General features: G+C 69.8%; 15 protein-coding genes. All 15 read left to right on the top strand.

What is annotated here, in order from left to right; genetic code table 11:
• Position 1: 1 nt before the first annotated feature.
• The 15 genes from rsmH to ABDJ40_RS11125 all read left to right on the top strand — a co-directional run bounded on the left by rsmH (position 2) and on the right by ABDJ40_RS11125 (position 19,860).
• Positions 2 to 1,024 carry a 16S rRNA (cytosine(1402)-N(4))-methyltransferase RsmH gene (gene rsmH, locus ABDJ40_RS11055; protein ID WP_347609613.1) on the top strand — a complete coding sequence of 341 codons (1,023 nt, stop codon included), beginning with the start codon at positions 2 to 4 and terminating at the stop codon, positions 1,022 to 1,024.
• A complete protein-coding gene (ftsL, locus tag ABDJ40_RS11060; RefSeq protein WP_347609615.1) occupies positions 1,024 to 1,326 on the top strand; it encodes a cell division protein FtsL in 303 nt (100 codons plus the stop codon). The genes rsmH and ftsL overlap by 1 nt, the downstream gene beginning before the upstream one ends.
• Positions 1,323 to 3,104 carry a peptidoglycan D,D-transpeptidase FtsI family protein gene (locus ABDJ40_RS11065; protein ID WP_347609617.1) on the top strand — a complete coding sequence of 594 codons (1,782 nt, stop codon included), beginning with the start codon at positions 1,323 to 1,325 and terminating at the stop codon, positions 3,102 to 3,104. The genes ftsL and ABDJ40_RS11065 overlap by 4 nt, the downstream gene beginning before the upstream one ends.
• A 3-nt stretch (positions 3,105 to 3,107) precedes the next feature.
• Positions 3,108 to 4,619 (top strand): UDP-N-acetylmuramoyl-L-alanyl-D-glutamate--2,6-diaminopimelate ligase, encoded by a 1,512-nt coding sequence (locus ABDJ40_RS11070; protein WP_347609619.1) that lies wholly within the window; start codon positions 3,108 to 3,110, stop codon positions 4,617 to 4,619.
• A 14-nt stretch (positions 4,620 to 4,633) separates the two neighbouring features.
• Positions 4,634 to 6,052 (top strand): UDP-N-acetylmuramoyl-tripeptide--D-alanyl-D-alanine ligase, encoded by a 1,419-nt coding sequence (locus ABDJ40_RS11075; RefSeq protein ID WP_347609821.1) that lies wholly within the window; start codon positions 4,634 to 4,636, stop codon positions 6,050 to 6,052.
• A complete protein-coding gene (mraY, locus tag ABDJ40_RS11080) occupies positions 6,042 to 7,220 on the top strand; it encodes a phospho-N-acetylmuramoyl-pentapeptide-transferase (protein ID WP_269630070.1) in 1,179 nt (392 codons plus the stop codon). The genes ABDJ40_RS11075 and mraY overlap by 11 nt, the downstream gene beginning before the upstream one ends.
• Positions 7,221 to 7,224: 4 nt before the next feature.
• Complete coding sequence (murD, locus tag ABDJ40_RS11085) at positions 7,225 to 9,075, top strand: UDP-N-acetylmuramoyl-L-alanine--D-glutamate ligase (RefSeq protein ID WP_347609621.1); 1,851 nt, start codon at positions 7,225 to 7,227, stop codon at positions 9,073 to 9,075.
• On the top strand, positions 9,075 to 10,352 hold the full coding sequence (gene ftsW / locus ABDJ40_RS11090) for a putative lipid II flippase FtsW (RefSeq protein WP_347609623.1): 1,278 nt from the start codon (positions 9,075 to 9,077) through the stop codon (positions 10,350 to 10,352). Before murD ends, ftsW begins: the two co-directional genes overlap by 1 nt.
• A gap of 145 nt (positions 10,353 to 10,497) precedes the next feature.
• Positions 10,498 to 11,580, top strand: a complete 1,083-nt coding sequence (murG, locus tag ABDJ40_RS11095) for an undecaprenyldiphospho-muramoylpentapeptide beta-N-acetylglucosaminyltransferase (RefSeq protein ID WP_347609625.1) — start codon at positions 10,498 to 10,500, stop codon at positions 11,578 to 11,580.
• Positions 11,581 to 11,587: 7 nt separating this feature from the next.
• Positions 11,588 to 13,000: a UDP-N-acetylmuramate--L-alanine ligase gene (gene murC, locus ABDJ40_RS11100; protein ID WP_347609627.1), complete on the top strand. Its 1,413-nt coding sequence runs from the start codon at positions 11,588 to 11,590 to the stop codon at positions 12,998 to 13,000.
• A complete protein-coding gene (locus tag ABDJ40_RS11105) occupies positions 12,997 to 13,980 on the top strand; it encodes a D-alanine--D-alanine ligase (protein ID WP_347609629.1) in 984 nt (327 codons plus the stop codon). Before murC ends, ABDJ40_RS11105 begins: the two co-directional genes overlap by 4 nt.
• 27 nt (positions 13,981 to 14,007) lie before the next feature.
• A complete protein-coding gene (locus tag ABDJ40_RS11110; protein ID WP_347609631.1) occupies positions 14,008 to 14,841 on the top strand; it encodes a cell division protein FtsQ/DivIB in 834 nt (277 codons plus the stop codon).
• Positions 14,842 to 14,853: 12 nt separating this feature from the next.
• Complete coding sequence (gene ftsA, locus ABDJ40_RS11115) at positions 14,854 to 16,083, top strand: cell division protein FtsA (protein WP_183104868.1); 1,230 nt, start codon at positions 14,854 to 14,856, stop codon at positions 16,081 to 16,083.
• 210 nt (positions 16,084 to 16,293) lie between these two features.
• Positions 16,294 to 17,526 carry a cell division protein FtsZ gene (gene ftsZ / locus ABDJ40_RS11120; protein WP_269630063.1) on the top strand — a complete coding sequence of 411 codons (1,233 nt, stop codon included), beginning with the start codon at positions 16,294 to 16,296 and terminating at the stop codon, positions 17,524 to 17,526.
• A 294-nt stretch (positions 17,527 to 17,820) separates the two neighbouring features.
• Positions 17,821 to 19,860 carry a sensor histidine kinase gene (locus tag ABDJ40_RS11125; RefSeq protein WP_347609634.1) on the top strand — a complete coding sequence of 680 codons (2,040 nt, stop codon included), beginning with the start codon at positions 17,821 to 17,823 and terminating at the stop codon, positions 19,858 to 19,860.
• Positions 19,861 to 19,862: the final 2 nt, after the last annotated feature.

The raw sequence follows: 19,862 nt of genomic DNA on the forward strand, positions 1-19,862 counted from the left end.
CATGAGCGCCCCCACCCCCACCCCTACCGTCACCCCCGAGCCCTTCAAGCACACGACCGTCCTGCTGTACGAGACGGTCGAGGGCGTGCTGCACCAGCCGGACGGCATCTATGTGGACGGCACCTTCGGCCGCGGCGGCCATTCGCGCCTGCTGCTGAGCCGGCTGGGGCCGGGCGGCAGGCTCATCGCCATCGACCGGGACCCCGAGGCCATCGCGGCCGCCACTTCAGGCGAGACGCGGGTCGAGGACCCGCGTTTTTGCATCTGCCACGCGCCCTTCGCGCAGATGGCGGCCGAGCTGGAGCGCATCGGTGTGCACGCCATCGACGGCCTGATGCTGGACCTGGGCGTCTCCAGCCCCCAGATTGACAACCCCGAGCGCGGTTTCAGCTTCCGTTTCGACGGCCCGCTGGACATGCGCATGGACACGACCCGCGGCGAGAGTGCCGCGGATTTCCTGGCCCGTGCCGACGAGCGCCAGATTGCTGAGGTGATACGCGACTATGGCGAAGAACGGTTTGCTCTCCCGATTGCAAAGGCGCTTGTTGCTCGCCGGGAAGGCGGGAGCCCTGTTCGAACAACCGCCGAGCTTTCCAAAGTCGTGGCTGGTGCGGTCAAAACCCGCGAACCGGGCCAGGACCCTGCAACGCGCACATTTCAGGCTCTACGGATACTCGTCAACGCCGAGCTTGAGGAGCTCGAGCAGGGTCTGAACTCGGCCCTGCGCCTGCTGCGCCCGGGCGGCCGCCTGGCGGTGATCAGCTTCCACTCGCTGGAAGACCGCATCGTCAAGAACTTCATCGCCCAGCACAGCAAGGACGTGGTCGACCGCCGCGCCATGTTCGCCGCGCCCAAGCCCCTGGTGCTCAAGGCCCTGGGTCGCATCAAGCCCAGCGAGGCCGAGGTGAAGGCCAACCCGCGCTCGCGCTCCGCCATCCTGCGCGTGGCCGAGCGCACGGATGCGCCTCTGGTCGAGGCGCCCGCCGCCCCGCCCAGGCCGGCCAAGCGCAAGGGAGGCCGCTGATGTGGTCTCGCATCACGCTGGTGTTGTTGGCTGCGGTGATGATTTCGGGCTACTACCTGGTGCGCAGCAGCTATGAGGCGCGCCGTCTCTTCACCGAGGTCGACCGTGCCCAGAACGAGGGCCGCAAGCTGGAGGCCGACCACCAGCGCCTGCTGGCCGAGCGCCACGCCCAGGCCACGAACCTGCGCGTCGAGCAGGTCGCCCGCGAGCGCCTGAAGATGCGCGCCGTCTCGCCGGCCATCACCCAGACCGTCGAGCTGGGCGGCCGGGCCGCCTCCGCCGCCGCCGGAGGCCAGCCATGAGCGCCAAGCGCCCGGTGGGCAATGCCCTGAGCCCGCGCGGCGTCAACTACGCCACCAGCCCGCTGCTGGCGGCCAAGACGCCGCCCTGGCGCTCGCGTTTCCTCGTCGCGCTGGTGGGCCTGGCCTTTGCCGGCCTGCTGGGGCGTGCTGTCTACGTGCAGCTGGTCGCCCAGGACTTCTTCCAGCGCCAGGGCGAGGCCCGCTACGCCCACACCCTGGAGCTGCCCGCCAGCCGCGGCCAGATCAAGGACCGCAGCGGCCAGGTGCTGGCCTCCAGCGTGGCCGTGCCCTCCATCTGGGCCTTCCCCAAGGACGTCGACACCGACCCCGACAAGCGCCGCGAGCTGGCTCGCATCCTCAAGGTCAGCCCGCAGGAACTCGACAAGCGCCTGGATCCGTCCAACCGCTTCGTCTTCCTGCGCCGCCAGGCCGACGACGACACCGCCGCCAAGATCAAGGCCCTGAACCTCAAGGGCATCTTCCAGGACCGCGAGTACAAGCGCCAGTACCCGGAAGGCGAGTCGGCCGCGCACATCGTGGGTTTCACCAACCTGGAAGAGCGCGGCCAGGAGGGCATCGAGCTGGCCTTCCAGAAGGAGCTGCAGGGCCGCGACGGCAGTCGCGCCGTGGTCAAGGACCGCCTGGGCCGTGTGGTCGAGGACATGGGCGAGCGGGTGCCGGCCAGCAATGGCCGCGACATCCAGCTCTCCATCGACGCCAAGGTGCAGTTCTTCGCCTACCAGCGCATCCGCGACGCCGTGGCCGAGCACCGCGCCAAGGCCGGCTCGGTGGTGGTGCTGGACGTGCAGACCGGCGAGGTCCTGGCCCTGGCCAACTGGCCCAGCTACAACCCGGCCGACCGCCAGAACCTGCTGGGCGAGCAACTGCGCAACCGCGCGCTGACCGATGTCTTCGAGCCCGGCTCGACGATGAAGCCCTTCACCATCGGCCTGGCCCTGGAGACCGGCCGCGTGCGCCCGGACACCGTCATCAACACCGCCCGCGGCGCCGTGATGATCGCCGGCTGGTCCCCCACGGACGTCCACCCCTATGGCGACCTCACCGTCGCCCAGGTGATCCAGAAGTCCAGCAACGTCGGCACGGCCAAGATCGCCATGCAGATGCCGGCCCGCGAGATGCACGAGATGTTCACCGCCATCGGCCTGGGCCAGCGTCCGCAGCTGGAGTTCCCCGGCGCGATGACCGGCAAGCTGCGGCCCTACAAGAGCTGGCGGCCCATCGAACAGGCCACCATGAGCTACGGCTACGGCCTCTCGGCCTCGCTGTTCCAGCTGGCCCGCGCCTACACCACCTTCGCCCGCGACGGCGAGGTGATCCCCGTCACCATCATGAAGCGCGCCAGCAGCGAGCCCGTCAGCGGCCTGCGCGTCTTCAAGCCCGAGGTCGCCCAGCAGGTGCGCGCCATGCTGCAGACGGCCGCCGCGCCGGGCGGCACGGCGCCGGCGGCCATGGTCCCGGGCTACAGCATCGGCGGCAAGTCCGGCACCGCGCACAAGCAGGAAGGCAAGGGCTATGCCGGCCACAAGTACCGCTCGTGGTTCGTCGGGCTGGCGCCCATCAGCAAGCCGCGCATCGTGGTCGCGGTGATGGTGGACGAGCCCAGCAACGGCGTCTATTTCGGCGGCGCCGTGGCTGCCCCGGTCTTCAGCCAGGTCGTGGCCCAGACCCTGCGCCTGATGGGCGTGGCGCCGGACCTGGATGTCAAAACACAGATCGTCGCGAGCCAGAAGCTCGAGGCGGTGGAAGAGAGCTTCTGAGCCATGCTGACCCGTCTCAAATCCCCCGAAGCTGCCGCCCGCTGGCTCCAGGAATGGACCACGGGCGCTCTGCGTACCGACAGCCGCCTGGTCCAGCCCGGTGATGCCTTCATCGCCTGGCCCGGCTATGCGCGCGATGGCCGCAACTACGTGGCCGCCGCCCTGGCCGCGGGCGCCGCGACCTGCCTGGTGGAGGACGAGGGCGTGGACGCCTTCGGCTTCGTGGACGCCCGCGTGGCCTCGCTGCCCGGCCTCAAGAGCCGCACCGGCGCCATCGCCGCCCAGTACTACGGCCAGCCCAGCCAGACCCTGCCGGTGATTGCCACCACCGGCACCAACGGCAAGACCTCCACCGCCTGGTGGACCGCGCAAGCCCTGACCCTGCTGGGCCAGCGCTGCGGCGTGGTCGGCACCCTGGGCGTGGGCGTGCCGCCCATTCCCGGCACCGCGCAGGCCGCAGACATCGAGTACACCGGCCTGACAACACCTGACCCCGTGATGCTGCAGCAGGCCTTCGCCCGCATGCGCGACCAGGGCTTCGGCGCCTGCGCCATCGAGGCCTCGTCCATCGGCATCAAGGAGCATCGCCTGGATGGCACGCAGATCCGCGTGGCCCTGTTCACCAACTTCACCCAGGACCACCTCGACTACCACGGCAGCATGGCCGCCTACTGGGAGGCCAAGCGCGAGCTCTTCGGCTGGAGCGGGCTGCAGGCGGCGGTGATCAACGTGGACGACGCGCAGGGCGCGGCCCTGGCGACCGAGCTGCAGTCGCAAGGCACGCTGGACCTCTGGACCTACGGCCTGAACCGCAGCGACGTGCGCCTCTCGGCCCATGCGCTGCACTACCGCGCGGGCGGCCTGGCCTTCACGCTGAAGGAGCAGGGGGCCGCGGACCAGCTCATCGAGACCGGCCTGATCGGCGAGTACAACGTGGCCAACCTGCTGGCCGTGATTGGCGGCCTGCGCGCCCTGGGCCGCACGCTGGAGGCCCTCGTGCCGGTGGCCGGCCTCGTGACGCCAGTGCCCGGCCGCATGCAGCGCGTGGGCAATGGGCGCGAGCTGCCGCAGCTGGTGGTCGACTACGCCCACACGCCCGACGCGCTGGAGAAGGCCCTGGCCGCGCTGGCGCCGCTGGCCGAGGCCCGTGGTGGCAATCTGGTGTGCGTCTTCGGCTGCGGCGGTGACCGCGACCGGACCAAGCGCCCGCAGATGGGGGCCATCGCCGCCCGCCTGGCCGGCCAGGTCGTGGTGACCAGCGACAACCCCCGCACCGAGGATCCCGCCCGGATCCTCGCCGACATCGTGGCAGGCCTGCCCGCCGGCGCCCCGCATGCCGCCGTGGTGGACCGCCGCGTGGCCATCCGCGAGGCCGTGCTGGGCGCCGCGCCGGCCGACGTGGTCCTGGTGGCCGGCAAGGGCCACGAGGACTACCAGGAGATCCAGGGCCAGCGCCATCCCTTCTCCGACGTGGAGGAGGCCCGCGCCGCCCTGATCGAGAGGGCCGGCCTGTGAGCGCTGCCTGCCTCATGACCCTGGCCCAGGCCCACGCCCTGCTGCAGCCCCTGCTGCCGCAGGCCCGGCTGGTGGGCGAGGGCGCGACCCCGCTGCAGCGCGTGCACAGCGACACCCGCAGCCTGCAGCCCGGCGATCTCTTCGTGGCCCTGCGCGGCGAGCGCTTCGACGCGAATGACTTCCTCGCCCAGGCCCGCGCGGCCGGCGCCGCCGCGGCCCTGGCCGAACGCGGCCTGGAGGCCGCCGGCCTGCCCGGCATCGAGGTGCCGGACGCCAAGGCGGCGCTGGGCCTGCTGGCCCAGGCCTGGCGCGCCCGCCTGCAGCTGCCCGTGATCGCCGTGACCGGCAGCAATGGCAAGACCACGGTCACGCAGATGATCGCCAGCATCCTCACGGCCTGGCTGGGCGAGGACGCGCTGGCCACGCAAGGCAATCTGAACAACGAGATCGGCGTGCCCCTGACCGTGCTGCGCCTGCGCCAGGACGACAGCCGCTGGCACCGCGCCGCCGTGATCGAGCTGGGCATGAACCACCCCGGCGAGATCGCCCCGCTGGCCGCCATGGCCCAGCCCACCGTGGCTCTGGTCAACAACGCCCAGCGCGAGCACCAGGAGTTCATGGGCACCGTGGAGGCCGTGGCGCGAGAGAACGGCGAGGTGATCCGCGCCTTGGCCGCCACCGGCGTGGCCGTGTTCCCGGCCGAGGACGCCTGCGCGCCCATCTGGCATGAGCTGGCCGGCGCACGCGCGCAGCTGAGCTTCGCGCTGCAGGGCGCGGCCGACGTGAGCGGTCGCGCGCAATGGATGGACGCCGGCCACTGGGCCCTGGAGCTGCACACGCCGGCGGGCGATGCCCCGGTCGTGCTGTCGGTCGCCGGCCTGCACAACGTGCGCAACGCCCTGGCCGCCAGCGCCTGCTGCCTGGCCGCGGGCGTGCCGCTGGCCTCCGTCGTGCAGGGCCTGGAGGCCTTCCGCCCGGTGAAGGGCCGCTCGGCGCTGCGCCGCGTCCAGCGGGCGGGGCAAGACCTGACCCTGATCGACGACAGCTACAACGCCAACCCGGACAGCGTGCGGGCGGGCATCGAGGTCCTGGCCGACCTGCCCGGCAGCAGCTGGCTGGTGCTGGGGGACATGGGCGAGGTCGGTGACCAGGGCCCGGAATTCCACCGCGAGGTGGGGGCCTACGCGGCTCAGCGGGGCCTGGCCGCGCTGTGGTGCGCGGGGCCGGCGGCGGCCCATGCGGCCGCGGCCTATGAGGCGTCGGGAGGCACGGCATGCCGTGCCTTCGTGACGGTGGACGAGCTCATCGCGGCGCTGGTCGCCGCACCGGAAGTCAAGAACGTGCTCGTCAAGGGATCGAGATTCATGCGCATGGAACGGGTGGTGGCGGCCTTGGCCGGCACGCAGGACCAAGGGGGCGCTCATGCTGCTTAGTCTGGCGCAATGGCTGGCCGGGATGTTCCCCGAGTGGGGTTTCCTGCGCCTCTTCAACTACATCACCTTCCGCGCGGTGATGTCGGCCATGACGGCCCTGCTGATCGGCCTGGCCTTCGGCCCCTGGGTGATCCGCCGCCTGACCGAGATGAAGATCGGCCAGCCCATCCGCGAATACGGGGTGCAGCAGCACCTGGCCAAGAGCGGCACGCCCACCATGGGCGGGGTGCTGATCCTGATCGGCATCGGCATCTCCACGCTGCTGTGGTTCGACTGGTCCAACCGCTTCGTGTGGGTGGTGATGCTGGTGACCATGGGCTTCGGTGCCATCGGCTGGGTCGACGACTGGCGCAAGGTGGTCTACAAGGACCCCGAGGGCATGAAGAGCCGCGAGAAGTTCTTCTGGCAGTCCCTGATCGGCCTGATCGCCGCGCTGTACCTGGCCTTCTCGGTGTCCGAGACCAGCTTCCTGGGCGTGGTCCAGCTCTTCTTCCGCTGGATCTCCAGCGGCTTCTCGACCGAGCTGCCGCCGCGGGCCGACCTGATGGTGCCCTTCTTCAAGACGGTGAGCTACCCGCTGGGCGTGTTCGGCTTCATCGGCTTGTCCTACTTCGTCATCGTGGGCACCAGCAATGCGGTGAACTTCACCGACGGCCTGGACGGCCTGGCCATCATGCCCGTGGTGCTGGTGGGCTCGGCCCTGGGCATCTTCGCCTACCTGACCGGCTCCTCGGTCTACGCCAAGTACCTGCTGCTGCCCTACATCCCCGGCGCCGGCGAGCTGCTGATCTTCTGCGGCGCGCTGGCGGGGGCAGGTCTTGCCTTCCTGTGGTTCAACACCCACCCGGCCCAGGTCTTCATGGGTGACGTCGGCGCGCTGGCCCTGGGCGGCGGCCTGGGCACGCTGGCCGTGATCACGCGCCAGGAGATCGTGCTGGGCATCATGGGCGGCGTCTTCGTGGCCGAGGTGCTCTCGGTGATGCTGCAGGTGACCTGGTTCAAGTACACCAAGAAGAAGTTTGGCGAGGGCAAGCGCATCTTCAAGATGGCGCCGTTGCACCACCACTTCGAGAAGTCGGGCTGGAAGGAGACGCAGGTCGTCGTGCGCTTCTGGATCATCACCATGCTGCTGTGCCTGATCGGCCTGTCCAGCTTGAAGCTGAGGTAAGTCCATGCGGCACCTCAAGGACCTGAGCCTGCTGATCCTGGGTCTGGGAGACTCCGGGCTGGCCATGGCCGCCTGGGGCGCGAAGCATGGCGCGGCGCGCATCCAGGTCTGGGATTCGCGCGAGCAGCCGCCGCAGCTGCCGGCCCTGCGCGAGCAGCTGCCGGCGGCCGAGTTTTTCCATGGCGAGCTGCCGGAGTCCGCGCTGAATGGCGTGCATCTCGTGCTGAAGAGCCCGGGCCTGTCGCCGCTGGACGGCCGCTTGGTGCCGCTGCTGGCGCTGGCCAAGGCCACCGGCATCCCGGTGCAGGGCGAGCTGGACCTCTTCGCCCGCGCCCTGGCCGACCTGAAGGCCGAGCGCCGTTACGAGCCCGCCGTGCTGGCCATCACCGGCACCAATGGCAAGACCACCACCACCTGCATGACGGCCCTGCTGGCCGAGCGCGCGGGCAAGCGCGTGGCCGTGGCCGGCAATATCGGCCCCAGCATGCTGGGCCTGCTGGGCGCGGCCATGGACCTGGAGCCGGCGCCCGCGGCCGTCGAGGCGCCTGCCGCCGCTGATGATGAAGACACGCTGCCGCTGGAGGCAGCCGCTGAGTTGCCCGCCGAGTCGCCGGAGGCTGAAGCCCTGCCCGTGACGGACGAGGCTGAAGCGGTGGCCGAAGCAGCTGTCGATGAAGAGCGTGCGCCTTCCGCAGAAGCGGATGCGCTTGAGCTCGCCAGCACCGAGGCCAGCGCCGCGCTGCCCGCCGACGAGCCGTCGACCCTCGAGGCCGTCGCCGCGCTGCTGGACGAACAGCCCCTGCCCATCAAGCCGCCGCCGCCCAAGCCGCGGGTCTTCGAGCACCTGCCCGAGGTCTGGGTGCTGGAGCTGTCCAGCTTCCAGCTCGACACAGTCGTGGGTTTCGAACCCACCGCCGCCGCCGTGCTGAACCTGACGCAGGACCACCTGGACTGGCATGGCGACATGGCCGCCTACGGCCGCGCCAAGGCCCGCATCTTCGGCCAGCAGGCGCTGATGGTGATCAACCGCGACGACCCCGAGGTCGAGGCCATGGTGCCCGCGCCGGTGCCGGTCAAGCAGGGCCGTGGCCGCCCGACGAAGCTGGTCTCGCGCGAGGTGGTGCGCTTCGGTCTGAATGCGCCCACGCACCCGGGCGACTATGGCCTCGTGGTCGAAGGCGGCATGGCCTGGCTGGTCCGCGCCCGTGAATCCGACGACACGATCAAGCGCCGCAAGGATGAACTGGAAGAGATCCTCCTCCAGCGCCTGATGCCCGCCGACGCCCTGCGCGTGCGCGGCCGCCACAACGCCGCCAATGCCCTGGCCGCCCTGGCGCTGGCCTCGGCCGCGGGCTGCGCGCTGGCGCCCATGCTGCACGGCCTGCGCGAGTACCGCGGCGAGCCGCATCGCGTCGCGTACGTGGCCACCGTGCGCGGCGTGGATTTCTATGACGATTCCAAGGGCACCAATGTCGGCGCCACCGTGGCCGCCATCAAGGGCCTGGGCGCCGACCGAGCGCCTGCGAAGCTCGTGATGATCCTGGGCGGCGACGGCAAGGGGCAGGACTTCTCGCCCCTGCGCGAGGGCCTGGCCCAGCACGCCCGAGCCATCGCCCTGATCGGCCGCGACGCGCCCGAGCTTGCCGCCACGCTGGACAGCCTGGACCTGCCCATGCAGACCCACGAAAGCCTGGAAGCCGCCACCCGCTGGTGCCTGGCCCAGGCCCAGTCCGGGGACAGCGTGCTGCTGAGCCCCGCCTGTGCCTCGCTGGACATGTTCCGCAACTACGCCCACCGCGCCGAGGTCTTCGTGGCCACGGTCGAGGCCCTGGCGAACGAGGAGGGCCTGGCCTGATGGCTGCCGACGCGCTCCTGAACCTGGGCGAGAAGCTCCGCGGTCTCTTCGCACGAGGTGCACGAGGCGGCCGCGAGGGCAGCGCGGCCGACGCCGTGCCGGTGCGGGACTGGGTTTCCACCTCGGCGGGCCAGCCCACGCGCCTGCAGGGCTTCGACATCACGCTGCTGTGGGTGGTGATCGCCATGATGGCCCTGGGCCTGCTGATGGTCTATTCGGCCTCCATCGCGATGCCAGACAACCCCAAGTTCGCCAAGTACCTGCCCACGCACTTCCTCACGCGCCACATCGTGGCCATCGGCCTGGGCCTGCTGGCCGGGCTGATCACGGTGCAGCTGCCGGTGAGTACCTGGGAGAAGGTGGCGCCCTGGCTCTTCGTGGCGGCCCTGGTGCTGCTGGTGGCGGTGCTGATCCCGCATGTGGGCAAGGGCGTCAACGGCGCGCGGCGCTGGCTGCCCCTGGGGGTGATGAACTTCCAGCCCTCGGAGCTGGCCAAGCTGGGCATCGCGATGTACGCGGCCAGCTACATGGTCCGCAAGATGGACGTGAAGGAGAACTTCTTCCAGGCCGTCTGGCCCATGGCCGTGTCGTTGGCGGTGGTGGGCGTGCTGCTGCTGGCCGAGCCGGACATGGGCGCCTTCATGGTGATCGCGGCCATCGCCATGGGCATCCTGTTCCTGGGCGGCGTCAACGGGCGCATGTTCTTCCTGATCGTGGCGGTGCTGATCGGCGCCTTCGTGCTGATGATCACCTTCAGCGAGTTCCGCCGCGAGCGCATCTTTGCCTACCTCAACCCCTGGGATGAGAAGTACGCCCAGGGCAAGGCCTACCAGCTGACGCACTCGCTGATCGCCTTCGGCCGCGGCGAGTTCTTCGGCCAGGGCCTGGGCGGCAGCCTGGAGAAGCTGCACTACCTGCCCGAGGCCCACACCGACTTCCTGCTGGCCGTGATCGGCGAGGAGCTGGGCTTCGTGGGCGTGGCCATCGTGATCTTCGGCTTCTTCTGGCTGACCCGCCGCATCTTCCACATCGGCCGCCAGGCCATCGCGCTGGACCGCGTCTTTGCGGGGCTCTATGCGCAAGGCATCGGCATCTGGATGGGCGCGCAGTCTTTCATCAACATGGGCGTGAACCTGGGCGCGCTGCCGACCAAGGGCCTGACCCTGCCGCTGCTGAGCTTTGGCGGCTCGGCGATCCTGATGAACTGCGTGGCCCTGGCGATCGTGCTTCGCATCGACATCGAGAATCGGCAGCTGATGCGAGGGGGGCGAGCATGAGCACCGCACGGCCGCCCGAAGGGGCTCATTCCCGCCTGGCGGGACAGCACGCAGTGCGAAGGATGCCCCAGGTGCGCACCGCACGGCCGCCCGAAGGGGCTCATTCCCGCCTGGCGGGACAGCACGCAGTGCGAAGGGTGCCCCAATGAGCACCCGTCACCTCGTCATCATGGCGGCCGGCACCGGCGGCCACATCATCCCGGGCCTGGCCGTGGCCGAGGAGATGAAGCGCCGCGGCTGGAGCGTCAGCTGGATCGGCACCGAGACCGGCATGGAGAACCGCCTGGTGCCGCCCACCGGCATCCCCCTGGACCGCCTGGCCTTCGCCGGCCTGCGCGGCAAGGGGCTGAAGCACGCCCTCACCGGGCTCTTCACGCTGGTGAAGGCCTTCGTGCAGTCGCGCATGGTCTACGTGACCCGCGACGCCGACGCCGTGCTGGGCATGGGCGGCTACGTCTGCGTGCCCGGCGGCTTCATGGCCTGGCTCATGCGCAAGCCGCTGGTGCTGGTCAATGCCGATGCCGCGCCGCTGATGTCCAACCGCCTGCTCAAGCCCTTCGCCCGGCGCATCGCCTTCGGCTTCGAGGGCGAGGCCGCGAAGGAACTGGGCGACAAGGCCCTCGTCAGCGGCAACCCGGTGCGCGCGGCCATCGAGGCGCTGCCGGCGCCGGCCGAGCGCTATGCCGGCCGCAGCGGCCCGCTGCGCCTGCTGGTGGTGGGCGGCTCCCTGGGCGCCAAGGCGCTCAATGATGTGCTGCCCCAGGCCCTCGCCCGCATGCCCGCCGAGCAGCGCCCGCTGGTCGTCCACCAGACCGGCCAGGGCCAGCAGGCCCAGGTGCAGGCGGCGTACAAGGCCGCGGGCGTGGACGCCGACGTGCGTCCCTTCATCGACGACATGGCCCAGGAGCTGGCGGCCTGCGACCTGATCCTGTGCCGCGCCGGCGCGGTGACGGTCAGCGAGCTGTGCGCGGCCGGTGTGCCGTCCATCCTCGTGCCCCTGGTCGTCAAGACCACCTCGCACCAGCGTGACAACGCCGCCTACATGGCCGGCAAGAGCGCCGCGCTGCACCTGCCGCAGGGCGAGCTGACGCCCGAGCGCCTGCAGCAGCTGCTGGCCACCCTCACCCGCGAGCGCCTGCTGCAGCTCGCCACGAATGCCCGGGCCCTGGCCCGTCCCCAGGCGGCCTCGCGTGTGGCCGATGAAATCGAGCGGCTGGTGAAGCCCTGACAAAGCCATGAGACACGCCATCAAGCACATCCACTTCGTCGGCATCGGTGGTGCCGGCATGAGCGGCATCGCCGAGATCCTGCACAACCTGGGCTACACCGTCTCGGGCTCGGACCAGGGCGAGAGCGCCACCACCCAGCGCCTGGCGCAGCTGGGTCTGCAGGTGCATATCGGCCATGCGGCCGCGCACATCGCCGGGGCGCAGGTGATCGTCACCTCCACCGCCGTGAAGGCCGACAACCCCGAGGTGCTGGCCGCCCGCGCCGCCCGCATCCCCGTGGTGCAGCGCGCCGTGATGCTGGCCGAGCTGATGCGCCTGAAGCAGGGCATCGCCATCGCCGGCACGCATGGCAAGACCACCACCACTTCGCTGGTGACCTCGGTGCTGGCCGAGGCCGGCGTCGACCCCACCTTCGTGATCGGCGGCAAGCTGAACTCGGCCGGCGCCAACTCGGCGCTGGGGCAGGGCGACTACATCGTGGTCGAGGCCGACGAGTCCGATGCCTCCTTCCTGAACCTGCTGCCCGTGATGGCCGTCGTCACCAACATCGACGCCGACCACATGGACACCTACGGCCATGACTTCGCGCGGCTGAAGCAGGCCTTCGTGGACTTCCTGCACAAGATGCCCTTCTACGGCGCGGCCATCCTGTGCGGCGACGACGAGGGCGTGCGCTCCATCATGCCCCTGGTGTCCCGCCCCATCATCAGCTACGGCCTGGGCGAGCACAACGCGGTGCGCGCGGTGGATGTGCAGGCCCTGGCCGGTGGCCAGATGCGCTTCACGGTGCAGCGCCGCTTCGACGGCACCCCGCTGGCGGACCTGGACATCACCCTGAACCTGGCGGGTCAGCACAATGTGCTCAACGCGCTTGCGGCCATCGCCGTGGCCACCGAGCTGGAGCTGCCGGACGCGCCCATCGTGGCGGCGCTGGCCAAGTTCGGCGGCGTGGGCCGCCGCTTCCAGCGCTACGGCGAGCTGCCTGCCGGTGACGGCGGCCGCTTCACATTGATCGACGACTACGGCCACCACCCCGTGGAGATGGCCGCCGTGCTGTCCGCCGCGCGCGGCGCCTTCCCCGGCCGCCGCCTGCTGCTGGCCTTCCAGCCGCACCGCTACACCCGCACCCGCGACTGCTTCGCCGACTTCGTCCGCGTGATCGCCGCGGCCGATGCCGTGCTGCTGACCGAGGTCTATGCCGCCGGCGAGGCCCCCATCGCCGGTGCCGACGGCGAAGCCCTGGCCGCCGCGCTGGAGGCCGCGGGCGGCACGCCGGTCTTCGTGCCGGACGTGGCCCTGCTGCCCGCCACCATCGCCAGCGAGAGCTGCGACGGCGACGTGGTGATCGTGATGGGCGCAGGCTCCATCGGCGCTGTGCCGGCGCGCACCGTTGAACTGCTGAAGGAGGCCGCCGAATGAGCCTGGACCTGAACATCGATCCCAAGGCCCTGGGCAAGGTGGCCGTGCTCTTCGGTGGGCACAGTGCCGAGCGGCCGGTCTCGCTGATGAGCGGCAATGGCGTGCTGGAGGCCCTGAAGTCCGCGGGCGTCGACGCCCATGCCTTCGACCCCGCCGAGCGCCCGCTGCAGGCCCTCAAGGACGAGCGCTTCGAGCGCGCCTTCATCGCCCTGCATGGCCGCGGCGGCGAGGACGGCTCGCTGCAGGGCGCCCTCGAATGGCTGGGCATCCCCTACACCGGCTCGGGCGTGACCGCCTCCGGCGTGGCCATGGACAAGACCATGACCAAGCGCGTCTGGGCCGCCGAAGGCCTGACCACGCCGAAGTACCTGGCCCTGAGCCGCGAGGAACTGACCCGCGAGCGCATCCGCAGCATCCCCGACGAGCTGGGCCTGCCCGTGGTGGTCAAGCCGCCGCACGAGGGCAGCAGCATCGGCATCACCAAGGCCGTGGGCTACTCGGTGATGCAGGAGGCCGTCGAGCTGGCCCTGGGCTTTGACGACGAGCTGCTGTTCGAGGAATGCATCGAAGGGCCCGAGCTGACCTGCGCTGTGCTGGGGCAGGGCGCCGATGCGGTGGCGCTGCCCGTCGTCGAGATCCGCGCCGCGGGTGGCGACTACAACTTCGAGAACAAGTACGTCTCCGACACCACCCAGTACTGCTTCGGCACCCTGGCGCCCGCGCTGGAGGCCGAGATCCAGCAGATGGTGCTCAAGGCCTACCGCCTGCTGGGCTGCCGCGGCTGGGGCCGTGCCGACCTGATGCTGCGCAAGTCCGACATGAAGCCCTTCCTGCTGGAGATGAACACCAGCCCGGGCATGACTTCACATTCGCTGGTGCCCAAGGCCGCGAAGGCCGTGGGCATCGAGTATCCGCAGCTGTGCCTGTGGCTGCTGGCGCAGGCCCGGACCGACCGCAAGCTGCCTGCCGGCAAGACCTGACCCCCAGATCCGACCGCCCGACACGCCATGCGTTCGACCACCCTCAACACCCCGCTGCCGCCGGACATCCGCCTGATGAACGGCGTGTCGGCGCTGCTGGTGCTGGGCGTGCTGTTGGCGGCCGTCAGCCTGGGCCTGCAGTGGCTGGTGCGCCAGCCGGTCTTCGCCATCCGCGCCATCACCGTGGAGGGCGACGTCAACCGCAACAGCGCCGCCTCGCTGCGCGCGAATGCGCTGCCGCGCATGAGCGGCAGCTTCCTCAGCATGAATCTGCAGCAGACCCGTGCCGCCTTCGAGGCCGTGCCCTGGGTGCGCCATGCCACGGTGCAGCGCCTGTGGCCGGCCCGCCTGCAGGTCACGCTGGAGGAGCACCAGCCCGCCGCCTACTGGGAGACCAAGCCCGAGGGCGCCGATGCCGAGAGCGACGCCACCGTGGAGCGCCTGCTGGTCAACGACCACGGCGAGGTCTTCCAGGCCAATCTGGGCGATGTGGAGGACGAAGACCTGCCGCTGCTCTCGGGCCCGGAGAAGAGCTCGGCCCACATGCTCAAGCTGTGGCAGCAGCTGCAGGCGCAGACCGCGCGCCTGGAGGACAGCATCAGCCGCCTGGACCTCTCCGGCCGCGGCTCCTGGCGCGCCACGCTGGAGAAGGGCACGGTCATCGAGCTGGGCCGCGGCACCGACGCCGAGGTGCTGGCCCGCTACACGCAGTACGTGAGCAGCATCACGCAGGTCAGCGCCCGTTTCCATACCGCCGTGCTCAGCGCGGACCTGCGCCATATCGATGGCTATGCGGTCCGGCTGCGCGGCATCTCGACATCCACGACGACGCCGGGCAAGCCCGGCGCCAAGAAGAATTGACGAAGGACTGACATGGCCAAGGAATACAAGGATCTGGTCGTCGGCTTGGACATCGGCACCGCCAAGATCATGGCCGTCGTGGCCGAGGTCATGGGCAATGGCGAGCTGCGCATCGCGGGGCTGGGTGTGGCGCCCTCGCACGGGCTCAAGCGCGGCGTGGTCGTGAACATCGACGCCACCGTGCAGTCCATCCAGCAGGCGCTGAAAGAGGCCGAGATGATGGCGGACTGCAAGATCAGCCGCGTCTTCACCGGCATCACCGGCAGCCACATCCGCGGCCAGAACTCCACCGGCATGGTCATCGTGCGGGACAAGGAGGTGACGCCGGTGGACGTGGCCCGCGTGGTCGAGACGGCCAAGGCCATCAACATTCCCAACGACCAGCGCCTGCTGCTGGTCGAGCCGCAGGAATTCGTGATCGACGGTCACGAGGTCAAGGAGCCCATCGGCATGAGCGGCGGGCGCCTGGAGGTCAAGGTCCACATCGTGACTGGCGCTCAAAGTGCCGCCGAGAACATCGTCAAGTGCGTGCGCCGCTGCGGCCTGGAGGTGGACCAGCTGGTGCTCAATCCCAGCGCCTCCAGCCTGGCCGCCCTGACCTCGGACGAGCGCGACCTGGGCGTGGCCCTGGTGGATATCGGCGCCGGCACGACGGACGTCGCCATCTTCACCGGGGGCTCCATCCGCCATACCGCCGTGATTCCCATCGCCGGGGATTTGATCACCAGCGATATTGCGATGGCCCTGCGCACCCCGACCAAGGATGCCGAGGAAATCAAGGTCGAGCACGGCGTGGCCAAGCAATTGCTGGCCGACCCGTCCGACCAGGTCGAGGTGCCGGGTTTGGGCGATCGGGCGCCCCGGATGCTTTCAAAACAAGCACTTGCGGGCGTCATTGAACCCCGTGTCGAGGAAATCTTCTCCCTGGTCCAGCAGGTCATCCGGGAATCCGGGTATGAGGAGCTGCTGTCCTCGGGGATTGTGCTGACCGGCGGCTCGGCGGTCATGCCGGGTATGGTCGAACTGGCCGAGGACATTTTCCTCAAACCCGTGCGGCGCGGAAATCCGACCTATAGCGGCGCCCTGTTCGACATGGTGGCCAACCCGCGCTCCGCCACGGTGATGGGCCTGCTGGAGGAGGCGCGGCTGTCGCGCACCCGCGGCCTGAAGGCGGCACAGCAGGCGGGCTCGGTGAAAACCCTGTTCGGCCGTGCCAAGGACTGGTTTCTGGGGAATTTCTGAGACCCACCGGCCAAAGGGTATGGACCGGTTTGGGCGGATTTGATGAGGACGTGTTGGTGAATATGGGACCGGGATGAGCCCGCAAGGGTCCTGGAATGTGGTGTAAAGGGATACAAACCCCCAAAAAACAAGGGGGGTACCCATAAAAAAGGGTAGATCCCTCTCGTTTTTTTCTGCTGGCAACTGCACAATTGCTGAAGGAGGTATGTTATGGCGATCGAGATGATCGAAGAGTTTGATCAGGGCACCCAAATCAAGGTGATTGGTGTCGGTGGCGGCGGCGGCAACGCGGTCGATCACATGATTGATCAGGGCGTGCAAGGCGTGGAATTCATTTGCGCCAATACCGATGCACAGGCACTGAACCGCTCCAAGGCCGACCAGCTGCTGCAGCTGGGCACCACGGGCTTGGGCGCAGGCGCCAAGCCCGAAGCCGGCAAGGCTGCCGCGGAGGAGGCCGAGGCCCGTATCCGCGAGGCCATCACGGGCGCCAACATGCTCTTCATCACCGCCGGCATGGGCGGTGGTACCGGCACCGGCGCGGCCCCCGTGATCGCCCGCGTGGCCAAGGAGATGGGCATCCTGACGGTCGGTGTGGTGACCAAGCCCTTCGAGTTCGAAGGCTCGCGCCGCATCAAGGCCGCGGACAGCGGCCTGGCCGAACTGGAAGCCAACGTCGACTCCCTGATCGTCGTGCTCAACGAGAAGCTGCTGGATGTGCTGGGCGAGGACGTCACCCAGGACCAGGCCTTCGCGCACGCCAATGACGTGCTGAAGAACGCCGTGGGCGGCATCTCGGACATCATCCACATCCCGGGCCTCGTGAACGTCGACTTCGAAGACGTCAAGACCGTGATGAGCGAGCCCGGCAAGGCCATGATGGGCACGGCGCAAGCCACCGGCCCGGACCGCGCCGCCAAGGCCGCCGAAGCCGCCGTGGCCTGCCCGCTGCTGGAGGGCATCGACCTTTCCGGCGCGCGGGGCGTGCTGGTGCTGATCGCCGCGGGCAAGAGCAACTTCAAGCTCAGCGAATCGCGCAACGCGATGAACACCATCAAGCGTTATGCGGCCGAAGACGCACACATCATCTACGGCACCGCCTACGACGAGAGCCTGGGCGACGCCATGCGTGTCACCGTGATCGCCACCGGCCTGTCGCGCCGTGCCGCCCAGCAGCAGCCGCTGCAGGTGGTGCAGCAGCAGACCCAGCTGCGCACCGGCACCGACAACATGCCCGTGCTGACCAACCCCGTGATGATGGGCAATCCCGCCATGGGCGCCCCGGTGCCCACCGCGCAATCGGTGGCCCAGGACTTCGGCGGCATGAGCGTGCCCAGCGTCTGGCGTCACGGCCGCACCGCGGCCGCCAAGGTCGAGGCCCTGTCGTCCAACGGCATGGATGAGATCGAGATCCCGGCCTTCCTGCGCAAGCAGGCTGACTGAGTCTCCCGCGGGCCCCTGAGGCCCGCCGCCCCCGGCGATCTGTGCCCCGCCGGTGGGCCCTGCTGACTTCACCCGTCGCGCCTTACCTCCTTCAGGCGCGCACGGGTGTTTTTGTTTGTAAATGTGCTGGGCCGCGCTTCGTATTTACGCGACGCTCCCCATGCTTGCACGGGGCCGCCTTCTTGGCAGTCCCGGTCGCACGGCGCAGACTCCAGCCGCTTCGCGGCAAGCCTGCCGCCACACATTCAATAACTCATGGCTGTTGTTGGGCGGCTTCGTCGGCCGGACACCCTCTTGCATTTCTCATGGCGGTTCCTGGGGCTTGTGGCGCTGCTGCTGTGCGCCTGGGCCTGCCAGGCCCAGGTGCCGCCGCGCCTGCACCCCGAGCTGCCGGCCACGCGTGCGGGCGAGCAGGCCCGCACGGCCGAGCTGGCCGTCACCGCGCTGAGCCGCGAGGACCTGAAGGCCTGGTGGGCGGCACTGCGCCGCATCGACGGCAGCAATGCCGCGCTGCCCGCGGCCCTGCTGCCGCCCGAGGAGGCGCAGGCCTGGCGGCAGGTGGACCTGCCGGACATCCGCCAGCGCGCCATCAGCACCGATTTCTCCGGCCCGGCCGAGTACCAGATGCGCTGGTACCGCTTCCGCTACCGCGCGCCGGATGACCGCTGGCCGACCAGCGTGGCGCTCTACAGCCCCAAGGTCGTGGGCATGGCCACCGCGGTGCTGGTGCGCACCGAGGCCGGCTGGCGCCCCATCTACGACAACCAGGCCGGCGCCCGCGAGCAGTGGGTGCGGCCCCTGTGGGCGCTGATTCCCGGTGCGCTGACGGCCCTGCACGAGGGGCAGGACATGGAGATCGTCCTGGCCGTGCCCGTGCACCGCAAGGGCTTCTACACCGTCACCACCGCCTGGCTGGGCGCGCGCGAGGACCTGGAGCCCATGGTCGAGCGCCGCTGGGCCCTGCAGATCGGCGTGCCACAGGCCACCGGCCTGACCCTGGTGGTGCTGGCCCTGTTCTCGATCACCCTGTGGTGGCGCCGCCGCCAGGAGCCCGCCTATCTGCTCTTCACCCTGGCCAGCCTGGCCTGGCTGGTGCGCAATCTGCATTACCACCTGGACATGCCGCGCAGCCTCAATGCCCTGGACTGGTTCTGGTGGCTGACGCATGCCTCCATGTCCTGGGTGATGCTGCTGACCTTCATGTTCGCGCTGCGCTTCGTGCCCACGCGCTACCGGCGCTTCGAGCGTTTCGGCCTGGGCTTCGTTGTTGTCACGGGCCTGCTGACCCTGCCGACCTGGGGCCGCTTCTACGACACCGTGGTGGCCCAGCACCTGGCCAACGGCATCGTGGGCCTGCTGGGCACGGGCTTCATGCTGCGGGTGGCCTGGCAGGCGCGCAGCCGCGAGCTGTGGGCCATCGTCATCGCCCTGGTCATCGGCCTGGGGCTGGGGGTGCATGACCTGGGCCTGCTCGCCGGCTGGGGCTGGCCCGAGCACATCTACCTGATGCCCTTCAGCACCCTGATCATCGTGGCCAGCTTCCTCTATGCGGTGCGCAGCCGCTACCTGGGCGCCCTGAACCAGGTCGAGCAGGCCAACGAGCACCTGGCCCTGCGCCTGTCGGAGCAGAGCCGCCAGCTCTCGGCCCAGCACGAGCAGCTGCGCGAGGCCGAGCGCCAGCAGGCGCTGCTGCTGGAGCGCCAGCGCCTCATGCAGGACATGCACGACGGCCTGGGCTCCTCGCTGCTCTCGGCCATGGTGGCGGTGGAGCAGGGCCGCATGGAGCAGTCGGTGGTGGTGGAGGTGCTGCGCGAATGCGTGGACGACCTGCGCCTGGTGATCGACTCGCTCGAGCCCGTGGGCCACGACCTGGTCTCCCTGCTGGCCACCATGCGCTACCGCCTGGCCAAGCGCCTGCAGGGCTCGGGCCTGGTGATGGAGTGGGACGTGCAGGACCTCCCGCCGCTGTCGTGGCTGGAACCGCCGGATGCGCTGCATGTGCTGCGCCTGCTGCAGGAGGCGCTCAACAACGTGCTCAAGCATGCCCGTGCCCAGCGGGTGCGCATCGCCACGCGGGACCTGGGCGACCGCATCGAGATCCGCGTGGAGGACGACGGCCAGGGCTTCGACATGGCCTCGGCGCGCAAGGGCCGCGGCCTGCGCAACCAGGTCAAGCGGGTACAGCGCCTGGGCGGCACCCTGCATGTGGACAGCTCACCCGGCCTGGGCACGCGCCTGAGCCTGCGCCTGCCGGTGAGCAAGGTGGAGGATTGCTCAGGGGGCGGCGTTTCGGGGCTGCCCCCCAAGGCCCCGGACGGGCAGGGCGGCGCCTGATC

Source organism: Roseateles flavus, assembly GCF_039872765.1.
Classification (GTDB): Bacteria; Pseudomonadota; Gammaproteobacteria; order Burkholderiales; family Burkholderiaceae_C; genus Roseateles_B; species Roseateles_B flavus.

Excerpts from the sequence above, each read along its gene's own strand:
- ABDJ40_RS11110 (WP_347609631.1), top strand. The coding sequence starts at position 14,008 with ATGCGTTCGACCACCCTCAACACCCCGCTGCCGCCGGACATCCGCCTG.
- ftsZ (WP_269630063.1), top strand. The coding sequence starts at position 16,294 with ATGGCGATCGAGATGATCGAAGAGTTTGATCAGGGCACCCAAATCAAG.
- rsmH (WP_347609613.1), top strand. The coding sequence starts at position 2 with ATGAGCGCCCCCACCCCCACCCCTACCGTCACCCCCGAGCCCTTCAAG.
- ftsA (WP_183104868.1), top strand. The coding sequence starts at position 14,854 with ATGGCCAAGGAATACAAGGATCTGGTCGTCGGCTTGGACATCGGCACC.
- ftsW (WP_347609623.1), top strand. The coding sequence starts at position 9,075 with ATGGCTGCCGACGCGCTCCTGAACCTGGGCGAGAAGCTCCGCGGTCTC.
- mraY (WP_269630070.1), top strand. The coding sequence starts at position 6,042 with ATGCTGCTTAGTCTGGCGCAATGGCTGGCCGGGATGTTCCCCGAGTGG.
- murD (WP_347609621.1), top strand. The coding sequence starts at position 7,225 with ATGCGGCACCTCAAGGACCTGAGCCTGCTGATCCTGGGTCTGGGAGAC.
- ftsL (WP_347609615.1), top strand. The coding sequence starts at position 1,024 with ATGTGGTCTCGCATCACGCTGGTGTTGTTGGCTGCGGTGATGATTTCG.
- ABDJ40_RS11070 (WP_347609619.1), top strand. The coding sequence starts at position 3,108 with ATGCTGACCCGTCTCAAATCCCCCGAAGCTGCCGCCCGCTGGCTCCAG.
- ABDJ40_RS11105 (WP_347609629.1), top strand. The coding sequence starts at position 12,997 with ATGAGCCTGGACCTGAACATCGATCCCAAGGCCCTGGGCAAGGTGGCC.
- murC (WP_347609627.1), top strand. The coding sequence starts at position 11,588 with ATGAGACACGCCATCAAGCACATCCACTTCGTCGGCATCGGTGGTGCC.
- murG (WP_347609625.1), top strand. The coding sequence starts at position 10,498 with ATGAGCACCCGTCACCTCGTCATCATGGCGGCCGGCACCGGCGGCCAC.
- ABDJ40_RS11075 (WP_347609821.1), top strand. The coding sequence starts at position 4,634 with ATGACCCTGGCCCAGGCCCACGCCCTGCTGCAGCCCCTGCTGCCGCAG.
- ABDJ40_RS11065 (WP_347609617.1), top strand. The coding sequence starts at position 1,323 with ATGAGCGCCAAGCGCCCGGTGGGCAATGCCCTGAGCCCGCGCGGCGTC.